The sequence below is a fragment of the Pseudomonas sp. Sample_11 genome (genome assembly GCF_004307505.1).
GTDB lineage: Bacteria > Pseudomonadota > Gammaproteobacteria > Pseudomonadales > Pseudomonadaceae > Aquipseudomonas > Aquipseudomonas atacamensis.
This window is the reverse complement of record NZ_RCOD01000024.1, coordinates 10,819-31,056: the sequence shown is the minus strand read 5'-3', so window position 1 is coordinate 31,056 and position 20,238 is coordinate 10,819. Positions and strand designations below refer to the sequence as shown.

The 20,238-nt window shown below is 61.3% G+C and carries 14 protein-coding genes; 4 read left to right on the top strand and 10 right to left on the bottom strand.

All coding sequences use genetic code 11. From position 1 onward, the window contains the following. Nucleotides 1–256: 256 nt before the first annotated feature. Nucleotides 257–592, top strand: a complete 336-nt coding sequence (locus tag D8U60_RS05215) for a BrnA antitoxin family protein (RefSeq protein WP_130899638.1) — start codon at nucleotides 257–259, stop codon at nucleotides 590–592. Here the strand turns inward: D8U60_RS05215 and D8U60_RS05210 are convergent. From D8U60_RS05210 to D8U60_RS05160, 10 genes are all read right to left on the bottom strand, one after another. Next, a complete protein-coding gene (locus tag D8U60_RS05210) occupies nucleotides 589–1,422 on the bottom strand; it encodes an arylamine N-acetyltransferase (RefSeq protein WP_130899637.1) in 834 nt (277 codons plus the stop codon). The genes D8U60_RS05215 and D8U60_RS05210 overlap by 4 nt on opposite strands. A gap of 100 nt (nucleotides 1,423–1,522) precedes the next feature. After that, nucleotides 1,523–2,317, bottom strand: a complete 795-nt coding sequence (gene xth, locus D8U60_RS05205; protein WP_130899636.1) for an exodeoxyribonuclease III — start codon at nucleotides 2,315–2,317, stop codon at nucleotides 1,523–1,525. Nucleotides 2,318–2,400: 83 nt separating this feature from the next. Then, nucleotides 2,401–3,843 carry a mechanosensitive ion channel family protein gene (locus tag D8U60_RS05200; RefSeq protein WP_125918422.1) on the bottom strand — a complete coding sequence of 481 codons (1,443 nt, stop codon included), beginning with the start codon at nucleotides 3,841–3,843 and terminating at the stop codon, nucleotides 2,401–2,403. Nucleotides 3,844–4,086: 243 nt separating this feature from the next. Beyond that, on the bottom strand, nucleotides 4,087–4,953 hold the full coding sequence (locus D8U60_RS05195) for a pirin family protein (protein ID WP_130899635.1): 867 nt from the start codon (nucleotides 4,951–4,953) through the stop codon (nucleotides 4,087–4,089). Between the two features lie 157 nt (nucleotides 4,954–5,110). Then, on the bottom strand, nucleotides 5,111–8,317 hold the full coding sequence (locus D8U60_RS05190; protein WP_130899634.1) for a transporter substrate-binding domain-containing protein: 3,207 nt from the start codon (nucleotides 8,315–8,317) through the stop codon (nucleotides 5,111–5,113). 10 nt (nucleotides 8,318–8,327) lie between these two features. Then, nucleotides 8,328–8,960 (bottom strand): response regulator transcription factor, encoded by a 633-nt coding sequence (locus D8U60_RS05185; protein WP_024012369.1) that lies wholly within the window; start codon nucleotides 8,958–8,960, stop codon nucleotides 8,328–8,330. Nucleotides 8,961–9,085: 125 nt separating this feature from the next. After that, on the bottom strand, nucleotides 9,086–9,520 hold the full coding sequence (locus D8U60_RS05180) for a chemotaxis protein CheY (RefSeq protein WP_122881560.1): 435 nt from the start codon (nucleotides 9,518–9,520) through the stop codon (nucleotides 9,086–9,088). Between the two features lie 230 nt (nucleotides 9,521–9,750). Next, nucleotides 9,751–12,450 carry a magnesium-translocating P-type ATPase gene (mgtA, locus tag D8U60_RS05175; RefSeq protein WP_130899633.1) on the bottom strand — a complete coding sequence of 900 codons (2,700 nt, stop codon included), beginning with the start codon at nucleotides 12,448–12,450 and terminating at the stop codon, nucleotides 9,751–9,753. Between the two features lie 676 nt (nucleotides 12,451–13,126). After that, complete coding sequence (locus D8U60_RS05165) at nucleotides 13,127–14,464, bottom strand: SidA/IucD/PvdA family monooxygenase (RefSeq protein WP_016773905.1); 1,338 nt, start codon at nucleotides 14,462–14,464, stop codon at nucleotides 13,127–13,129. A gap of 133 nt (nucleotides 14,465–14,597) precedes the next feature. Continuing rightward, nucleotides 14,598–15,080, bottom strand: coding sequence for a sigma-70 family RNA polymerase sigma factor (locus D8U60_RS05160; protein WP_016773904.1), 483 nt, complete (start codon nucleotides 15,078–15,080; stop codon nucleotides 14,598–14,600). A 280-nt stretch (nucleotides 15,081–15,360) separates the two neighbouring features. Between D8U60_RS05160 and D8U60_RS05155 the strand changes: the two genes are divergently transcribed. From D8U60_RS05155 to D8U60_RS05145, 3 genes are read left to right on the top strand one after another with little or no spacing between them, the layout of a single operon-like run. After that, nucleotides 15,361–16,524, top strand: a complete 1,164-nt coding sequence (locus tag D8U60_RS05155; RefSeq protein WP_130899631.1) for an efflux RND transporter periplasmic adaptor subunit — start codon at nucleotides 15,361–15,363, stop codon at nucleotides 16,522–16,524. Beyond that, nucleotides 16,525–18,495, top strand: a complete 1,971-nt coding sequence (locus tag D8U60_RS05150) for a MacB family efflux pump subunit (protein WP_130899630.1) — start codon at nucleotides 16,525–16,527, stop codon at nucleotides 18,493–18,495. A 7-nt stretch (nucleotides 18,496–18,502) separates the two neighbouring features. Further along, nucleotides 18,503–19,897, top strand: coding sequence for an efflux transporter outer membrane subunit (locus D8U60_RS05145; protein ID WP_130899629.1), 1,395 nt, complete (start codon nucleotides 18,503–18,505; stop codon nucleotides 19,895–19,897). Nucleotides 19,898–20,238 lie beyond the last annotated feature (341 nt).

The following is a 20,238-nucleotide window of genomic DNA, read 5'->3' as shown; positions in this document are numbered from 1 at the left end:
ATACTCAGGACAAATGTCCATAGAGTTGTATACAACTTGTCAGTCACATAATGGTTAGGTAGCCATCCAACCTTCTAGCCTGCGCTTCTTGCCCCAACAAATTCGGCAACACATCCCCGCTGCGCTCGCGCCAGTGCCCACTAGGCTGAAGTGTTCACGGCGACCGACGGTGTAGTCGCGCTCTTTTTTATACATATAAAGTATGCATAATCAAATCAGTGATTCAATTACGACGGGAGTTAAGGAGGCTTGAACGATGAAAGACGAATATGACTTTTCCGCAGGTAAACGCGGCGCAGTAGCGCCGAGCAAGGGCAAGACCCGCATCACTATCATGCTTGATGACGCGGTGATCGAAGCGGCGCGTACCGCCGCGGAAACCGAGGGCTTTGGCTACCAGACTGTGATCAACAACACCCTGCGCCATGCTCTGCTTGATGGCCCACGCCAGCAGGGAAGCGCTGACGATTCAGGTCTGACGGGGCAATTCAAGAAAGGCATCACCGCCACCGATCTCAAGAGTCTCGAGCGAAAGCTGTCAGCGGCCATCGGCGAAATCCGTCGCGTATTGGAGCCTGATGCAAAGCCTTAGATGGAGGCTGGCGCGATGACCCGAGCCAGCGCTTGTTGCACACGCGGTGAATCAGGCACCTGAAGATCGAACTCGCGCCGCAGCAATTTCATCAGCTCGTCGACGTCCGCCACCTCGCGCCGCTCACTGTCCGCACCCATGTAATGAATGGCAAAACTGCCGTTGTTCAGGGTTTTGCGCCAACCAGCGCCGGTGCGCGCAACCATCAGGCGCTGGGCAAAAGGTGACTCGGGATGGGTGGAGACGTACCAGTTGCCGACGGTGTAATCAATGTCTTCCTGGCGTTGCAAATCGAACAGGTACATCGGCCGCCATTCGCCTGCGACTTTGGCGCGCAGCAGGTAGCCATCGGTTTGCTTGTCGATGCGGTAAGGCTCATGCGGAGTCGGTTGTTCCCCTTCGCTGTCGAGCAGCAGCGGTGCGGTCGGCACCATGCCGCCAAAGCCGACGTCGGTGATGTAACGCACTGTGTCGATGGTCACCAGACTCAGACGATGGGTGCGCGCCGTCCAGCTGCCTTCCGGTTGATTCATCACCACGCGCCCGCTGATCGCCCGCGCGTCGAAGCCCAATTCAAGCAGCAGCGCATAAAACAAATGATTGAGCTCATAGCAGTAGCCGCCCCGCCCTTGCTGCAGCACCTTGCTTTCGATGGAGTTTAGGTCGATCGACACCGGTTCACCCATGACCGTAGCCAGATTCTCGAAAACAAATTCGGCGGTATGGCGCAGTTGCAACTGACGCAAGGTATCCAGCGTCGGTGGCGGCGGCGCATCGAAACCCAGACGTTGCAGGTACAGATTGGTATTGGTCAGCCGTGGCGCACTCATTGCTCGATCCTTATGCATGGGCCGCAGAACACTGCGTGGTTATTGCCCTGTATACGGGATCAAGCACGGCTTCTGACAATTGATTTCGCCAATCGCCCGCTCAGCGCTTTTTCCGCGAAGCGATGCGAATCCATGTCGGTGCATGGTCGCTGGCGTGCGGTTCGTTGCGCACCCAGGCGTCGACGCCGGCGTCATGCAGATACGGGCTCAATGCCGGGTTGAGCAGCAGGTGGTCGATGCGCAGGCCGGAGTTTGTTTGCCAATGGTTACGGAAATAGTCCCAGAAGGTGTAGAGGCGCTCTTCGGGATACACGTGGCGCAGAGAATCGGTCCAGCCCTGATCCAGCAGCCGCTGGTAGCACTCGCGGCTTTCAGGTTGCAACAAGGCGTCCTTGAGCCAGGAGCGGGTGTTGTAGATGTCCATGTCGGTGGGCACGACATTGAAGTCACCGGCCAGCACCACCGGGTGATCGCTGCTTTGCAGGTCATTGGCGTAATTGATCAGACGCTCGAACCAGGCCAGTTTGTAATCGAATTTCGGCCCCGGCTGCGGGTTGCCATTGGGCAGATACAGGCAACCGACCAGCACACCGTGCACCGCCGCTTCGATATAGCGGCTGTGGGTGTCATCGGGATCGCCGGGCAAACCGCGTCGACTCTCCAACGGCTGCGCATCACGCGCCAGAATCGCCACGCCATTCCATGACGCCTGGCCCTGCCAGATTGCGCCGTAACCGGCGGCCTCCAGCTCGGCGGCGGGAAATGCGCTGTCCACTGACTTGAGCTCTTGCAGGCAGACGATGTCCGGTTGCTCGCGCTTGAGCCATTCCAGCAGATTCGGCAGCCGCGCGCGCATGCCGTTGACGTTGAAGGTGGCGATTCGCAGGTTTTTCATCGTCTGCAACTCCTGCCCGGTGGGATTGCAAATTGTGACCCTGAGAACGCCGCGCAGGTTGCATCGAATCACAAAGCGACAGCTCAGACGCGATTACGCAGCCATTGCAGAAAGCCTCTTTTCGGCGCGACCACGGGCGCGTCCTCGGTCAGCGACTGCGCCTTGTGCAGACGGAAATCGAGCAACGCCTGCATCGCATCATGAATGTCATGGCGCGCGTCCAGGCACGGTTTCAGGTAGGACTTCTCGATGCGATACAGGGCGCAGAAAGTCTTCGCGGAAAAATCCGCCGGCAGCGCGGTGTCGGAAAGAATCCCGGCCTCGCCGATCACCTCGCCCGGCCCCATGCGCCCGGATTCCAGGGGTGCGCCATGGCGCTTGAGCGTCACCGATACCACGCCGGATTCAATGATGAACAAATGATCGCTGACCTCCCCGCCCGCGAGAATCGTTTCGCCGACGCGGAAAGTTTGCAGAGTCATGTTCTGGCTGAAGGTGTCTTTTTCTTCTTCACGCAGAGTCGAGAAGATCGGTGAGCTTTCCAGCAGCGCCCGTGGCCGCGACAACTGCGGTGCGGCGCTGGTCTCGTTGCTGGACAGCAGGTTGACCCCGGACGCCTGCAAATGCCGGTAAGCGAGGTCGAACAACTGATTGCGCACCACGCGCTTCTCGCCCATCGAGGCGACAAACCCGCTGATTTCGTATTCCGCGCCGCCGCTGGCAGAACTCTTCAACGACACGCTCGGCGCCGGTGTGTCGAGCAATTGCCGACAACCCTGCATCGCTCGCTCCAGCGCCTCGATTACCGAACTGGGTCGGGCATGGGGGCTGACGGGCACGCTGACGGAAACGCCGAACATATTGCTCGGTCGGCTGAAGTTGATGATTTTGGCTTTCGCCGCCAGCGAGTTGGGAATCACGGCCATGCTGCCCTGACTGGTTTGCAGACGCGTGGCGCGCCAGTCGATGTCGGTGACGCGGCCCTCGGTGCCGTCGATGGAGATCCAGTCATCAAGTTGATAGGGCTTGGTGGTGTTGAGGACGATGCCGGAGAACACGTCGCTCAAGGTGCTCTGCAAAGCCAGGCCGACAATGATCGCCAACGCGCCGGACGTCGCCAGCACGCCTTTGACTGGCAGATCGAGCACGTACGCCAGCGCCGCAATGATGGCGATGAGGAAAATCACCGCGCCGAGCAAGTCCTGCAACAGCCGGCCGGTATGGCCGACCCGCTGCATCATCACCGCGCCGATCAGCACCGTCAGGGTCCGCGCACCAAACAGCCACCAACCGATCTGCAACCCGGTCGCCGCCAGATGCAGCGGCACGTTGTCGGCCCACGGCGCCGGCTCCATCGGGTTGAGGCCTTCGTTGAACAGCACAATGCTGAACAGGGCGAAAATCAGCACCCGCACCAGCAGCTTCCATTCGCTGCCGCGAGAGCTGATCAGCCGCCACAGGCCAAGATCGAGCAGGATCAGGATCAACGCGCTAAACAACGGGTGTTCGGTCAGCAGAGACAGCATCAAACAACTCCGACAAAGGCCAATCGCGAGAAGATCGCACAGATTGGCACAGTGTAGGAGCAATTGATTTCGGTGGAGGAGCACCGGCTTACAAACACTGCAAAACCCTGAAGGAGCTGACGAAGGCTGCGATCTTGAGGCTGTGGGACGCGGAGCGTCCCCGGCTGCATTCCCACGCAGAGCGTGGGAACGATCAGATCAAAAGATCGCAGCCCTCGGCAGCTCCTACAGGTTCTTTTTGCGTTAAGGGTGCATCTGGCCAAAGCGCCCGGACTGGAAGTCGGCGAAGGCCTGGTGGATTTCCTGCTCGGTGTTCATCACGAACGGGCCATGGCCGACGATCGGTTCGTCTATCGGCTCGCCACTGAGCAGCAATACCACCGCGTCTTCGCTGGCCTGGAGGGTGAGTCGATCACCGTCGCGTTCGAACAGCGCCAACTGCCCTACCCCAACCGATTCCGCGCCGTTGACCTGCACCGAACCCTTCAACACCACCAGCGCGGTATTACGTCCTTCGTGCAGATCAAGCGTCAGCAACTTGCCGGCATTGAGGCGCAGATCCCACACGTCGATTGGCGTAAAAGTCCGTGACGGTCCGGTGTGCCCATCGAATTCGCCGGCGATCAGACGCAGGCTGCCGGCGTGGTCCTTGAGCGCGATGCTCGGAATGTCGCGGTCGAGAATGGTCTGGTAACCCGGCGCGGCCATTTTGTCCTTGGCCGGCAGGTTGACCCACAGCTGGACCATTTCCAGCTTGCCGCCGGTTCGGGCGAAGTTTTCCGAGTGGAATTCTTCATGAAGGATGCCGGACGCTGCGGTCATCCACTGCACATCACCCGGGCCGATGGTGCCGCCACTGCCGGTGGAATCGCGGTGTTGCACTTCGCCGTCGTAAACGATGGTCACGGTTTCGAAACCACGGTGCGGGTGCTGGCCGACGCCACGCTGTTCAGTGGTCGGGGTGAATTCGGCGGGACCGGCGTGATCGAGCAGCAGAAACGGGCTGATGTGCTTGCCCAGGTTGTCATAGGAAAACAGCGTGCGCACCGGGAAACCATCGCCGACCCAATGGCCGCGCGGGCTGGTGTAAATGCCGATGATGTTTTTCATGGGGTCTCCAATGGGTGAATGCATTGGATTAAGCGTAAGGGCATATCGAATATTCGACTAGAGGGTGCAAATCGGCTTGAGTGTTCCATATGCAGAACAATTGAGCAGCGGCGCGCATTTCGCGAGCAGACTCGCTCCCACAGGAGACTGCATTGGTTCAGAGGCACCGTGCGAGGCCGTGCATGGCTTCGCGCAACCTGTCGATGGCACGCTCGATAAACGCGTTTTCACCTTCTCGGCATGCCGTGTCCAGATCTGCACACGCCGCAACAACCCGCGCTGCCCCAACCATTTGCGCACCGCCCCTGATGCGATGGGCCAGCTCACGCAGGCCGTTGCGGTCGCCGACGCGGGTCTGATCCAAAGCCTGCAGATCGTCGCGCAAGCTATTGCCGACTTCCTTGCGCAAACGCTCGATCAACGAGTGATCGGCACCGGCCATCTGCTCCAGGGCACTCAGATCAATCTCGACGGGCTCGGCACTTGGCGGTTCATCTTCGTGGCGCTCGCAACGATGAGCGCCTTTCAGGGCTTCAGCCAGATCATGCAAGCGAATCGGTTTGAACAGGCAGCCATCCATGCCGGCATCCAGACAGCGCAGGCGCTCTTCGACCTGCGCATTGGCCGTAAAACCGAGGATAAGACAGGGCCTGCGGCCGCTGGCGGCCTCTTCATCTCGAATGGTGCGCGCCAGCTCATAGCCATTGCGTCGCGGCATGTTGCAGTCGGTGATGACGACATCGAAGGCCTGGGCTCGCCAGCGGTCCAGCCCCTGTTCACCATCGCCAACGTCTACCGTGCGATGCCCGAGTTCACTAAGTTGCCAACACATCAGCAAACGATTGACCGGGTGATCGTCCACCACCAACACGCTTAATACACAGGTAGCGGCTGCCGCCTCGGGCGTTGCCAGTGTGGTCGTCACAGCTGTCAACAGCGGCAAGGACAGATGCATTTCCACGCGCGTGCCTTGCCCGAGATCACTATCGAGACTTAGCGTGCCGCCCATCATTTCGCAGAGGTTACGGCTGATCACCAGCCCCAGGCCGGAACCGCTGCGCGCCGCTTGAAGGCTATTGCTCGCTTGAACGAATGGGCTGAACAGGCGCTTTTGATCTTCGTCGCTGATGCCGATGCCGTTGTCTTCGATGCGCAACAGCAAGTCCACTTCAGCGTCGGTCATGGCGATGACCTGCAAGCGCAAACTCACCTCACCCACCTCGGTGAATTTGATCGCATTGCTCAACAGGTTCGACAGCACCTGTTTGAAGCGCGTCGGATCAATCAGCACATCCACGTCGGCGCGCGGATCAAGTTCGATGCGCCACAAGAGCCGTTTCTGCCGCGCCAGCCCTTCGAAAACCCGACACATCGATAACACCGTCTCGCGCAGGTTGGCCCGCTCGGGCGTGAGGGACAAATGCCCCGACTCGATACGGGCGATGTCGAGAATGTCGCCAATCAACGCCAATAATTGCTGGCCGGCATTCGACGCCACCTGAATTGCCAGTCGATCAGTCACGCCCTCCTCTGCGCGCTTGAGCGCCAGTTCGAGCATGCCGATCAAGGCGTTCATCGGTGTGCGGATCTCGTGGCTCATGGTCGCCAGGAAAGTGCTTTTGGCCCGATTGGCCTCATCCGCTGCGTCCTTGGCCTGTTGCAGTTGCAACAACCATTGCTGGCGCTGATAAATCTGCCGACGCTGCCAGCCGATCCAGATCAGGGCCAGCAGCAGCAAGCCTGCGGCGCCGGCAAAACCAAGCAGAATCTCGCGGCGATGGCGCGACCAATAGCTGTCCTCCACCACCACATCGTGGCTCCAGCGCTCGACCAGTTCATCCATTTGCTGCGGCGCGATGCTCAGCAACGCCTTGTTCAGGATCGAGTGCAGCAGCGCCGACTGCGGCGCCGTGGCCAAAGCGATGCGCGCCGGCTGATCGCCTACGGTGCCGGTAATACGCAGGCGGTCGCGGTATTGGCGGGCGATCAGAAAACGCGCCACCAGCAACGAGCTTACCGTCACGTCGACCTGTCCACGGGCAATCAGCGCCATGCCTTCGGCGGGGCTTTTGACTTCGACCAGACGCAGGCCGGGAACCCGTTGCAGCAGGTATTCGCGCAACGGGTGGCCGCGATAGATCGCCAGGCGTTTGCCCGCCAGTTCGTCGAGCGGCAATGGATGTGGTCCGTTCGCTGCGCTGACCAGCACGAACGGATTGTTCAGATAGGCGCGGGTGAATTGCAGCTGCGCTTCCCGCTCGGTGCTCGGCGTCACCACCGGCAGAACATCGAGTGCGCCGGCCTGGAGCTGCTCGAACTGATCGTTCAAGGAGGTGCCACGGACAATCTCGAAATTCAGCCCGCTGCGCTGCGCAATCAGGCCCAGCAACTGCGCTGCCAGCCCATTGAAGCGTCCATCAGCATCGAAAAACGCCAACGGCGCGAAGTCTTCGACAGCGCCGACCCGCACCACCGGGTGCTGATCCAGCCACTGCTGCTCGGCGGCGCTGAGCTGTACCCGCGACTGTTCGGCCATCTCGGCGAGGCCGACGCTCCAGCGCTGTTCGATCAGATGGCGACGCTCCATCGGCACGGCCAGCAAGGCCTTGTCGACGATGCGTTTGAGCACCACATCGCTGCGCAACAACGCAAAGGCGAACGGATTGGCATCAAGGCCCGACGGCCCGGCCAATTGCAGGTCGTTGCGATAATTGGTGTTGATCAGATAGTTGGCGCTGATGAAGTCGCCCAGGTACACGTCGTCGGCACCGAAGGCGACCGCGCCGAGTGCATCCATGGCCGAAGCGTAAAGCTGTACGTGGGCGCCGGGGTAGAACGCCTGAACATGGGTCAGCGGCAGGTAATCCTCGACCATGGCGATGCGTTTGCCTGCAAGGTCAGCAGGCAGTTTCTCGTCATGACGCGTCACCAGCATCGGCTGATCTTCAGCATACGGCCGCGACAGAACGAAAGCCGGATCGGCGGCTTCGAAACTGTTCGAGGTGCCCAGGAGTTCGACGTCAGCGCGCTTGAGTGCGGCCATCAGTGCGGGACGATCGGCGAAACGCCGCACTTCGATCCTGATGCCGAGCAGTTGCGCCAGCAGATCGGCGTAATCGGCGGTCAGCCCTTCCAGCTCATGCTGATTGCGGGTGATTTCGAAGGGCGGGTAATCCGGGCCGGAGATGCCCATGCGCAAGACTGGATGCTCACGCAGCCACTGGCGCTCCCGATCATCGAGGCGGACCTGGATACTTCCCGGTTCGAGGCGCGCCAGCACCTCCAGCGTCTGCGGCTGGTCATTCGCCCCGACCGAGGCAACAAGCCCCAGCCACAGCAATAAAACCCGCAGTCCCTGCATCATGTCGGGGTACTCAGATCAAGTGATTGCGCTTGGCGAACTCACGCAGAAGCACCAGCGAACCCAGGCCAAGTTTCGCCATCATGCGGGTCTTGTAGGTGCTGACGGTTTTGTGACTCAGGTGCATTTCCAAAGCGATGGCCTTGTTCGGTTTGCCCAGCGCCAGATTCACGAAGATGCATAACTCTCGATCGGACAGCTGCGCGATCAGCTCCTTTTCCGTGCGTTGCACGGCGTTGTACAGACCGCTGGTATTGGGCAATGCGGAGAAATAAGTGTGGCCGGACATCAATGCCTTGATGGCTTCGTGCAGCAGAGTCAGTTGATTGCTCTTGGTCACGTAGCCCCGTGCGCCGGCGCGCAGACAGCGCTCCTGGTAATGCGTGGGCTCATGCATGCTGAACACCAGCACCCGGCAACGCGCCGTTGGCGCCTTGATCTGGATTCGCGTCAGCACTTCCAGACCGTCCATCGATCCCAGCCCCAGATCGAGCACAACCAGGTGCGGATCATGCGCGCAGATCAACGGCACGACTTCATTGCCATTGGACGCTTCATGAATCCGGGTGAAGCCTTGAGCCTGCAGAACGATCCGAATGGCCGCGCGCACGACTGGATGGTCATCGACGATCAGCGCTGACTTCATTGGGACTCCTGCAAAATCGAAGACACCGCAACAGTCTGTCCCGGAGTCGGTGGCTGCGCCGGCACTGTTACATGGATGGGCAAGAGAATCACCTGTCAGGTCTGACAGTTGTGCAGAGTGTTTTTTTATGCATTGGCATGGCGCAACGATGCGTGGGCGTCAGGCGCTGCCTGGCGTTCGTCGCAAGTTTCGACTCTCGCCATTACCTGCCCGATGAGCTGTGAATTGGGCAATGGCGTCGGGCTGATCTGCGCGTTTTCCTGAGCAAACCCGGCAGCCGCCTGCAAAGGTGCCGACGGTTCGTTGTAGATCAGAGCATGGCGAACCTGTGGGTTATCGAGCAGAAAGCCCAGCAGATCGAGAGAGCCTGCCGCCAGTTCGGCATTGATCACCAGCACATCGAACGGCTCGCAGCCATAGTCGACCAGGGTCAACAGTTCGCCGAGAGTCTGCACCGGGGCGACGCGGTAGTAGCCGAGCGCGTTGAACAGGCGCTCGATTTTCATGCGATGAAAATGCTGCGGGTCGGCGATCAGGATGCGCAACGCTTTGTTGCTCATGGTCATTCTCCCGGTGAGGTTTGGGGAGGGCAAGACTACGCAAGCGTCGGCGATAGCTCTGTAGGACTTTTCCTAAAAATTTGGTCATTCATCCGGCGGCCCTGACGCACCAATATCCCCTGCGGGAGCGAGCCTGCTCGCGAAGGGGCTATACCAGTCAGAGGTGTACTGACTGACACGACGCCTTCGCGAGCAGGCTCGCTCCCACAGGGGAAAGCATTCCATGGCGGTTATTGCCAGCCGAACCGGCGGATGTAGAAGCCTTTAACGGCTTGGGTCAGCGCCATGTACGCCAGCAGAATCACCGGCAGAAACACGAAATACAGCGACGGCAGCGCCTGCAACTTGAAGTAATGCGCCAGCGGCCCCATTGGCAGGAAGATGCCGACCGCCATGATGACCCCGGTCATCACCAGCAGCGGCATGGCGGCGCGGCTTTGCAGGAACGGGATCTTCGGCGTGCGGATCATGTGCACGATCAGCGTCTGGGTCAGCAACCCGACCACGAACCAGCCGGACTGGAACAGCGTCTGATGATCCGGGGTATTGGCGTCGAACACGTACCACATCAAGGCGAACGTCGTGATATCGAAGATCGAACTGATCGGACCGAAAAACAGCATGAAGCGCCCGACGTCTGCCGGCTGCCAGCGCTGCGGCTGTTTCAGCATCTCGTCGTCGACGTTATCGAACGGAATGGCGATCTGCGAAATATCGTAGAGCAGGTTCTGCACCAGCAGGTGCATCGGCAGCATCGGCAGGAACGGGATGAACGCGCTGGCAACCAGCACCGAGAACACATTGCCGAAGTTGGAGCTGGCAGTCATCTTGATGTACTTGAGCATGTTGGCGAAGGTGCGCCGCCCTTCGAGCACGCCCTCCTCCAGCACCATCAGGCTTTTTTCCAACAGGATGATATCCGCCGCTTCCTTGGCGATGTCCACCGCGCTGTCCACGGAAATGCCGATGTCGGCGCTGCGCAGCGCCGGCGCGTCGTTGATGCCGTCGCCCATGAACCCGACCACATGGCCGTTGCCCTTGAGAATGCCGACGATGCGCTCTTTGTGCGATGGCGTCAGTCTGGCGAAGACGTTGGTCGTCTCAACCGCCACGGCCAGTTCGGCATCGCTCATGCGCTCAATGTCATTGCCCAGCAGCAAACCCTGTTGCGCGAGGCCGACCTCACGGCAGATTTTCGCCGTCACCAGTTCGTTGTCACCGGTCAGCACCTTGACCGCCACGCCATGCTCGGCCAGGGCCTTGAGCGCTGGCGCGGTGCTTTCCTTCGGTGGATCGAGGAACGCCACGTAACCGATCAGCGTCAGTTCCTGCTCATCGGCCAGGCTGTAAATCTCGCGCCCTGCTGGCATTGAGCGAGCCGCGACCGCCACCACGCGCAGACCTTCAGCGTTGAAGGCGCCGGTGACTTGGCGAATCCGCGCCAGCAATTCATCGCTCAAGACTTCATCGACCTCGCCGTGACGCACCCGACTGCACACCGCCAGCACTTCTTCCACCGCGCCTTTGCAGATCAGTTGATGGGGCTGACCGCGGCCCTCCACCACCACCGACATGCGCCGGCGATTGAAATCGAAGGGGATCTCATCGACCTTGCGAAACACGCTGCCGACCTTGAGTTCGCGATGGACTTCCACGTGTTCGAGCACGGCGACATCCAGCAGGTTTTTCAGGCCGGTCTGGTAGTAGCTGTTCAGGTAGGCCAGTTCCAGCACAGCGTCAGAATCCTCACCCCAGACGTCGACATTACGCGCCAGAAATATCTTGTCCTGAGTCAGGGTGCCGGTCTTGTCGGTGCACAGCACGTCCATGGCGCCGAAGTTCTGGATCGCGTCGAGGCGTTTGACGATGACCTTTTTGCGCGACAGAAACACGGCGCCTTTGGCCAGGGTCGAGGTGACGATCATCGGCAGCATTTCCGGGGTCAGGCCGACCGCAATTGACAGCGCGAAGAGCAGCGCTTCGCTCCAGTCGCCCTTGGTGAAACCGTTGATGAACAGTACCAGTGGCGCCATGACGAACATGAAGCGGATCAGCAGCCAGCTGACCTTGTTGACGCCCTGCTGAAACGAGGTCACCGCCCGGTCCGTCGCGCCGACGCGTTGCGCCAGCGCACCGAAGTAGGTGCTGTTGCCGGTGGTGAGAATCAGCGCAATCGCGCTGCCGGAGACAACGTTGGTGCCCATGAACAGAATATTGTCCAGCTCCAGCGGGTTACACGTGTCGCGATCGGTGGGCCGGGTGAATTTCTCCACCGGCATCGATTCACCGGTCATTGCTGCCTGGCTGACGAACAGATCCTTGGCGCTGAGCACGCGGCAATCGGCGGGAATCATGTCGCCGGCCGAGAGCACGATGAGATCGCCGGGCACCAGTTGCTTGATCGGCAGCTCCCGCCGTGGCCCATCGCGGCGCAGCACCGTAGCGGTGTTGCTGACCATGGCTTTGAGCGCATCGGCGGCCAGATTGGACTTGCTCTCCTGCCAGAAGCGCAGCAGCGTCGACAGCACCACCATGGAGAAAATCACCACGGCCGCCTTGAGGTCTTCGGTGAGCCAGGAGATCACCGCGAGCAGAGTCAGCAGCAGGTTGAACGGGTTTTTGTAGCAGTGCCCCAGATGGGTCCACCACGGCAGCGGCTGCTCGTGTTCGACCTCGTTGAGGCCATGTTGCGCGCGCAGAGTATCGGCCTCGACCTCGGTGAGCCCCTCGCCGTGCGTGCCCAGCGATGACAGCAACGCAGCGCTGTCTTCATGGGCGGCAGCGACCAGCGTGTTGGCCAGCGTCGGCGGCACTTCACGGCTGACCGTGGTGTCATTGATCGAATCCAGCAGCGCCAGACGACGGAAGTGCCGGGCGATGTGGCGGCTGCGCAGAAAGCCTGCGAAAAATTCCTTGAGCGTGAGTTTCATGGCTGTGTCCCCTGTGGTCAGCCGGGAAACCGTCGAGCAGGTACCGCCGCGCCCTGGCACCGGGAAAACCGGCACGGTAAGGCGTGGCGCGCCCGTCGGGAACGACAGGCGTGTCGATAGGCTGCGATGACGATTGAGGTCGTCAGCACGCTTGTTTCAGCGTCGATGAGAAGGACGTCGAGACACGATCCGGAACGGGTCGTGCACGGGATGCCGCTGCTCGCTGTTACGGCGAGACAACGGCAGGGAAAGGCTGCGCGTTATCTTGCCGAGAATCTGCCGGTGATCGAGACCGGCCGACAACTGTCACTCGAACAAGTACCCACTGTGGGTCTCCGCAATTGATGAAAACGCGCGCAGCTTACGCCCGCAGCGAAACGGCTGGAAGAGGTGTTTTCGGGGAATGTGGGGGGTGTTCAGGAAGGGTTCAGAATTTCCCCGTGATCGTTCCTGCGCTCAGCGTAGGAACGCCTCATCGGACGCTCCGCGTTCGGCTTCTGAAAGGGACGCGGAGCGTCCCGGGCGGCATTCCCACGCAGAGCGTGGGAACGATCATCTGTGGGGCTTTCCATGGCCCCTTCGCAAGCAGGCTCGCTCCCAGATTTTGGCCTGCATTCACAGAACCATTGTGGGAGCGAGCCTGCTCGCGAAAGCGGTGTGACAGGCGCCGCATACTTCAGCTGGCAGTCGCCAACAACAGCTCCGCCACCGAGCGGCTGTGCCCGCGCTGTTTGCCATGCTCGTACAGCGAGCCGGCGATTTCGTCGGCGCGAATCGGCAGCACCGACAGCAGCGTATCGCTCAGGCCATGGCTGGCCTGGCAGAAGCCCTGCATATAAATGCCGGCCTTGCAGCGCTCGTCGGTGATCAGTTTGTAGTTGCGATCGACCTCGAACTCACCGAGGTATTCCTCCAGCGGCGCGAGCAACTTGCGGTGCATCTGCCGCTCGTAACCGGTGGCCAGCACCACGGCGTCATAGATTCGCACCGTGACTTCGCCGGTGGCGTTGTTGCGCACGGCCAGTTCGATGCCGTTTGCCGTGGCAGTGGCGCTCTCGACGGTGGTCAGGGTGCGGAACGCATGACGGGCAATCCCGGAAACCTTCTGCCGGTAGAAGATGCCGTAGATGCGTTCGATCAGGTCGATGTCGACCACCGAATAGTTGGTGTTGTGGTACTCGTTGACCAGACGCTCGCGCTCGACGCTGTTCTGCTGGAACACCAGATCAGTGAATTCCGGCGAGAACACTTCGTTGACGAACGGGCTGTCATCCGCAGGCTTCAACGCCGAGCCGCGCAGGATCATGTCGACCTGCACCGACGGGAACGAATCATTCAGGTCGATAAAGGCTTCCGCCGCGCTCTGCCCGCCGCCGATGATGGCGATGCTCATCGGTTGGTTGTTCACGCACGGCTGCCTGGCCATTTGCGACAGATACTGCGAATGGTGGAACACCCGATGATCGCCCTTCAGCGCCTTGAACGCCTCCGGAATGCGCGGTGTGCCGCCAGCGCTGACCACCACCGAACGCGTGGTACGCACGAATTGCTGGCCGTCGCTGCCCCGGGAAATCACCCGCAAGGCTTCGACCTGCTGGTTGTGCAATACCGGTTCGATGAACTGCACTTCTTCGCCATAACGGCTCTGCGCGGTGAACTGCCCGGCCACCCAGCGCAGGTAGTCGTTGTACTCCATGCGGCATGGATAAAAGGTGCCGAGGTTGATGAAGTCGACCAGACGCCCGTGGTGCTTGAGGTAATTGACGAACGAGTACGGGCTGGTCGGATTGCGCAGGGTCACCAGGTCCTTGAGGAAGGAGATCTGCAACTCGCTCTGCGTCGACAAGGTGTTGCCGTGCCAGCTGTAAGTGGCCTGCTTGTCGAGGAACAGCACATCCAGTTCGCCCTGGATCCGGCCGCGTTCCTGCAGAGCGATGGCCAGTGCCAGGTTCGAAGGGCCGAAACCGACGCCGATCAGGTCGTGAACGATGGGCGATGCAATTGCCTGTGTCATTTCCAGTGTCCTCTGGATGAACCCCTCAACGCGGGGAAATAAAGCCTGGGTGGCCTGACCGGCCTGAATCAGGTCAGCAGGTCGTCTGTTGAGTAGGAACGAGGACGATGAAAGGAAATTTAACCGGTGCGGCTCACTGGCCATCCCATTGCTGGATGCGCAAGCGGCAATGCTTCATGGCGTTGACGATGTGTTTTTCCACCAGTGCCCGGGAGATGCCGAGGGTCTGGGCGATTTCCGGATGGGACATTCCTTCGATCTTGCGCAGCAGAAAACTGTCGCGGCACAGCGGCGGCAACTCGGCCAGTGCGCGCTGGAGCATTTCCAGACGCTGGCCGTGATCGAGGGTGCCATGGGGGGACGGGGTGAAATAGCGCTCTTCGTTGTCGAGCACGTCCAGCGATTCGACCTGGCGCAGCGCGTTGCGGCGGTGATCGTCGATAACCAAGTTCAGCGCGGTGCGATAAAGGAAGGCCCGGGGTTGTTCGATCGGCACCTCGCTGGAGCGCTCCAGCACCCGTACATAGGCGTCATGCACCACATCCTCGGCGACCTGACGGTTGCCCAGTCTGGCGTTGAGGAAACACACCAGCTCACGATAGTAGTTTTCCAACATGACTCCCGACCGCATCGATGCCGTTTCTGTCCTTGAGCGCACTGATCAGACCTGCGAATCACGCAGTAGCAAGATAGTGGCAACTTGAGGTGCGTAATTTATAGTAATTCTCATATAGATTTAAAGAGTTGATTCCATATCCCGGACAAATAGTCGTGGCCCGGCGTGCGGTAACTCGATGTGTCTGCGGCTAAATTCCGTCGCCCATGCCTCGTTTACAGGACAGCCCCTGTGTCTGTCGTGCCTTGCGACGGGCCGCAACCACTGGCCGGAACCCTGCATGAATCGTCCCCGCCCCGCCCGTCGCGCGCTGTTTGCCGCCCTCTGTCTGATTCCCGTGATCGCCGTCGCTGCCTGGCAAGTCTTGCCACCCGGTCGCGACGCCGTTGCCACTGTGCAGGTCAGCCGCGGCGATATCGAAAACAGCGTGACAGCGCTCGGCACCTTGCAGCCGCGCCGCTATGTGGATGTCGGCGCACAGGCTTCGGGGCAGATTCAGAAGATTCACGTCGAGGCCGGCGATACGGTCAAGGAAGGCCAGTTGCTGGTTGAAATCGACCCGTCGACACAGAAAGCCAAGCTCGATGCCGGGCGTTTTTCCATCGAAAACCTCAAGGCGCAGTTGCAGGAGCAACGTGCCCAGCACGATCTGGCGCAGCAGAAATACCAGCGCCAGCAGAAACTCGCCGCCGGTGGCGCCACCCGCGAAGAAGACGTGCAGACCGCGCGCGCCGAGGTCCGCGCAACCCAGGCGCGGATCGACATGTTCCAGGCGCAGATCCGTCAGGCCCAGGCCAGCCTGCGCAGCGACGAGGCCGAACTCGGTTACACGCGCATCTACGCGCCGATGAGCGGCACCGTGGTCGCCGTCGGGGCGCGCGAAGGCCAGACCCTCAACGCGCAACAACAGACCCCGCTGATCCTGCGCATCGCCCGGCTGTCGCCGATGACGGTGTGGGCCGAGGTTTCAGAGGCCGACATCGGCCACGTCAAACCGGGCATGACCGCCTACTTCACCACGCTCAGCGGCGGCACTCGGCGCTGGAGCAGCACCGTGCGGCAGATCCTGCCGGTGCCGCCGCGTCCGCTTGAACAGAATCAGGGCGGCAGTCCTACCAGCGGCCGCAGCGGCAGCGAACGCGTGGTTCTTTATACCGTGCTGCTCGACGTCGACAACGCCGATCACAGCCTGATGACCGACATGACCGCCCAGGTGTTCTTTGTCGCCGAACAGGCGCAAGACACTTTGACCGTGCCGACTGCCACCCTGCAACCGGGCTCGCGTCCGCAGTGGCAGCGAGCGCAGATCGTCGCTGCCAACGGTGATATTCAAACGCGGGAAGTGCGCACCGGCATCAGCGATCGCCTGCGCACCCAGGTGCTGGAAGGTCTGGCCGAGGGCGAGCATGTTCTCAGCGCGCCGGCCGCTGGTCATGGAGGCTGAATGCACACGCCCCTGATCGACCTGAGGCAGATCCGCAAAGCCTACGGCGGTGATGACAGCCCGCTGGTGGAAGTGCTGCGCGGGATCGATCTGTCGATCCACGCCGGCGAGTTCGTTGCCATCGTCGGCGCCTCCGGTTCGGGCAAATCGACGCTGATGAACATCCTCGGTTGCCTCGACCGCCCCACCAGCGGCGAGTATCTGTTCGCCGGGGAAAATGTCGCGCAGCTGGACAGCGATGAACTGGCCTGGCTGCGCCGCGAAGCCTTCGGGTTTGTCTTTCAGGGCTATCACCTGATCCCGTCCGGCTCGGCCCAGGAAAACGTCGAGATGCCAGCGATCTATGCCGGCACCCCGGCCGCCGAGCGGCATGCCCGAGCTCACGCACTGCTGGAACGTCTCGGCCTCGGCACTCGCACCGGCAACCGTCCGCACCAACTTTCCGGCGGTCAGCAACAGCGAGTGTCGATTGCCCGTGCGCTGATGAACGGCGGCCATATCATCCTCGCCGACGAGCCGACCGGCGCCCTCGACAGCCACAGCGGCGCCGAGGTCATGAGCCTGCTCGACGAACTCGCCGATCAAGGCCATGTGGTGATCCTCATCACCCACGACCGCGAAGTGGCGCAACGGGCCAAACGCATCATCGAAATCCGTGACGGCCTGATCATCAGTGACAGCGCCGAGCACGCCTGCGCGCCGCCTGTGGCCAATCCCGGCGCGTTGCAAGCGGTCGACCTGCGCCAGCGCCTGAGCAACGGCAGCAGCCAGACCGGCGCCTGGAAAGGTGAACTGCTCGACGCTGTACAAGCGGCGTGGCGGGTGATGTGGATCAACCGCTTTCGCACGGCGCTGACCCTGCTGGGCATCGTCATTGGCGTGGCCTCGGTGGTGGTCATGCTCGCCGTCGGCGAAGGCAGCAAGCGTCAGGTCATGGCGCAAATGGGTGCGTTCGGCTCGAACATCATTTACCTCAGCGGCTCGGCGCCGAACCCGCGCACGCCGGAGGGCATCATCACCCTCGACGACGTCGCCGAACTGTCCGCCCTGCCTCAGGTGGAACGAATCATGCCGGTCAACGGCTCGACCGCTGGGGTGCGCTTTGGCAATGCTGACCACAGCAGTTACGTCGGTGGCAATGACACCAACTTTCCGCAGATTTTCAACTGGCCGGTGATCCAGGGCAGTTACTTCACCCAGGCCGACGAGGACAGCGCCGCCGCCGTCGCGGTGATCGGCACCAAGGTCCGCGACAAATTGCTCAAGGATGTCGCCGACCCCATCGGCCAATACATCCTCATCGAAAACGTGCCGTTCCAGATCCTCGGCGTGCTTGCCGAAAAAGGCGCCAGCTCCGGCGACTCCGATAGCGACAACCGCATCGCCGTGCCCTATTCGGCGGCGAGCACGCGACTGTTCGGCAGCCGCAATCCGCAATACGTGGTGATTGCCGCCAAGGACGCGCGCAAGGTCAAGGACGCCGAACAGGCCATCGAGCAGGCGATGTTGCGCCGGCACCACGGCAAGAAGGATTTCGAGCTGACCAACAATGCCGCGATGATCCAGGCCGAAGCGCGCACGCAAGGCACGCTGTCGCTGATGCTGGGGGCAATTGCGGCGATTTCCCTGCTGGTCGGCGGTATCGGCGTGATGAACATCATGCTCATGACGGTACGCGAACGTACCCGCGAGATCGGTATTCGCATGGCCACCGGCGCCCGTCAGCGCGACATCCTCCGTCAGTTTCTCACTGAAGCGCTGATGCTTTCGGTGGTCGGCGGAATTGCCGGCATCGGCCTGGCGCTGCTGGTTGGCGGCGTGTTGTTGCTCAGCGGCGTGGCGATTGCCTTTCAAGCGCTGGCGGTGATCGGTGCGTTTGCCTGTGCGCTGGTCACCGGCGTCATTTTCGGCTTTATGCCGGCCCGCAAAGCTGCCCGGCTTGACCCGGTCACGGCCCTTACCAGTGAATGATCGACCTATGAAAGTGCGACTGACGTTCCTCGCCGCCAGCCTGTTGCTGGCGGCCTGCAGCAGCCCGGCGCCGCGCCTCGACAGCGGCGTGCAGCCACCGAGCGCGTGGCAGTCCGCCGACATCCCCGGCGCGCTGCAGAGCAATCGGCAATGGTGGACGCAATTCGGCAGCCCCGAGCTGGAGCGGCTGGTGGAACAGGCGCGGCTGGGCAGCTACGACCTCGCCGCCGCCGTGGCGCGAGCCAGACAGGCCGAGGCCAGCGCAACCATCGCCGGCGCCCCGCTGCTGCCCGAGCTCAAGGCCGGTTTGAATGCCAACCGGCAGAAACTGATCCACGGCAAGGGCTACAGCCAATTGGATGTCAGCCCGGAGAATCGTTCGCTGGACTATTACGATGCCGAGCTCAGCGCCAGTTACGAAATCGATTTCTGGGGCGGCAAGCGTGCCGCCCGCGACAGTGCCGTGTTCGGCGTGCAGGCCAGCGAGTTCGACCGCGCCACCGTCGAGTTGACCTTGCTCAGCGGCGTCGCCAACAGTTACACCCAGGCCCTGGCATTGCGTGAGCAGGCGCGCATTGCCGAACTCAATCTGAAAAATGCGCAGAATGTGCTGCATCTGGTGCAGACCCGTTTCGACGCTGGCAGCGCCACCGCGCTGGAACTGGCCCAGCAGAAAAGCCTGGTGGCCGAACAACAGCGTCGCCTGCCGCTGGTGCAACAACAGGCCCGCGAAGCACTGATCAGCCTCGCCGCCCTGCTCGGCCAACCGGTGCAAGCGTTGCCGTTGCCCGAGCAATCCTTCGCCCAATTGCACTGGCCGGACATCGCCAGCGGCGTGCCGAGCGACTTGCTCAGTCGGCGTCCAGACATTGCCAGCGCCGAGGCCAAGCTCGCCGCAGCCCAGGCTGATGTCACCGTCGCCCGCGCCGCGATGCTGCCGAAAATCACCCTGACCGCCAGTCTCGGCAGCGGCGCTGATCTGGCCGCCGATTTGCTGCGCACGACGTTCTACAACCTGTCCTCGGGGCTGACCGCGCCGATCTTCAACAACGGCCGCCTCAGCGCCGAACGCGACAAGGCCAAGGCGCGGCAGGACGAATTGCTGGAGACCTATCGCGGGGCAATCACCAACGGCTTCGCCGACGTCGAAAAAGCCCTCAGCAGCATTCGTGGCCTCGACGAACAACGGCAATGGCAAAGCGAAGAACTGAGCCAGGCACAAACCGCCTTCGACATCGCCCAGAGTCGCTACCAGGCCGGCGCCGAAGACCTGCTCACCGTCCTGCAAACCCAGCGCACGCTGTATGCGGCGCAAGACCTCAACGTGCAACTGCGCCTGTCGCGGTTGCAGGCGAGCATCGCCTTGTACAAAGCGCTGGGGGGTGGCTGGGAGGTGATCTGACAGAGATGCGTCGAATGGACTGACGCCTTCGCGAGCAGGCTCACTCCCACAAATGGAATTCGGTTTGGACCGAAATCTCCGCCACGACCAATGCCCATGTGGGAGCGAGCTTGCTCGCGAAGGGGTCCTGTCAGGCACTGATGCATCTGGATGACACACCGCATTCGCGAGCAGGCTCACTCCCACAAATGGAATTCGGTTTGGACCGAAATCTCCGCCACGACCAATGCCCATGTGGGAGCGAGCTTGCTCGCGAAGGGGTCCTGTCAGGCACTGATGCATCTGGATGACACACCGCATTCGCGAGCAGGCTCACTCCCACAAATGGAATTCGGTTTGGA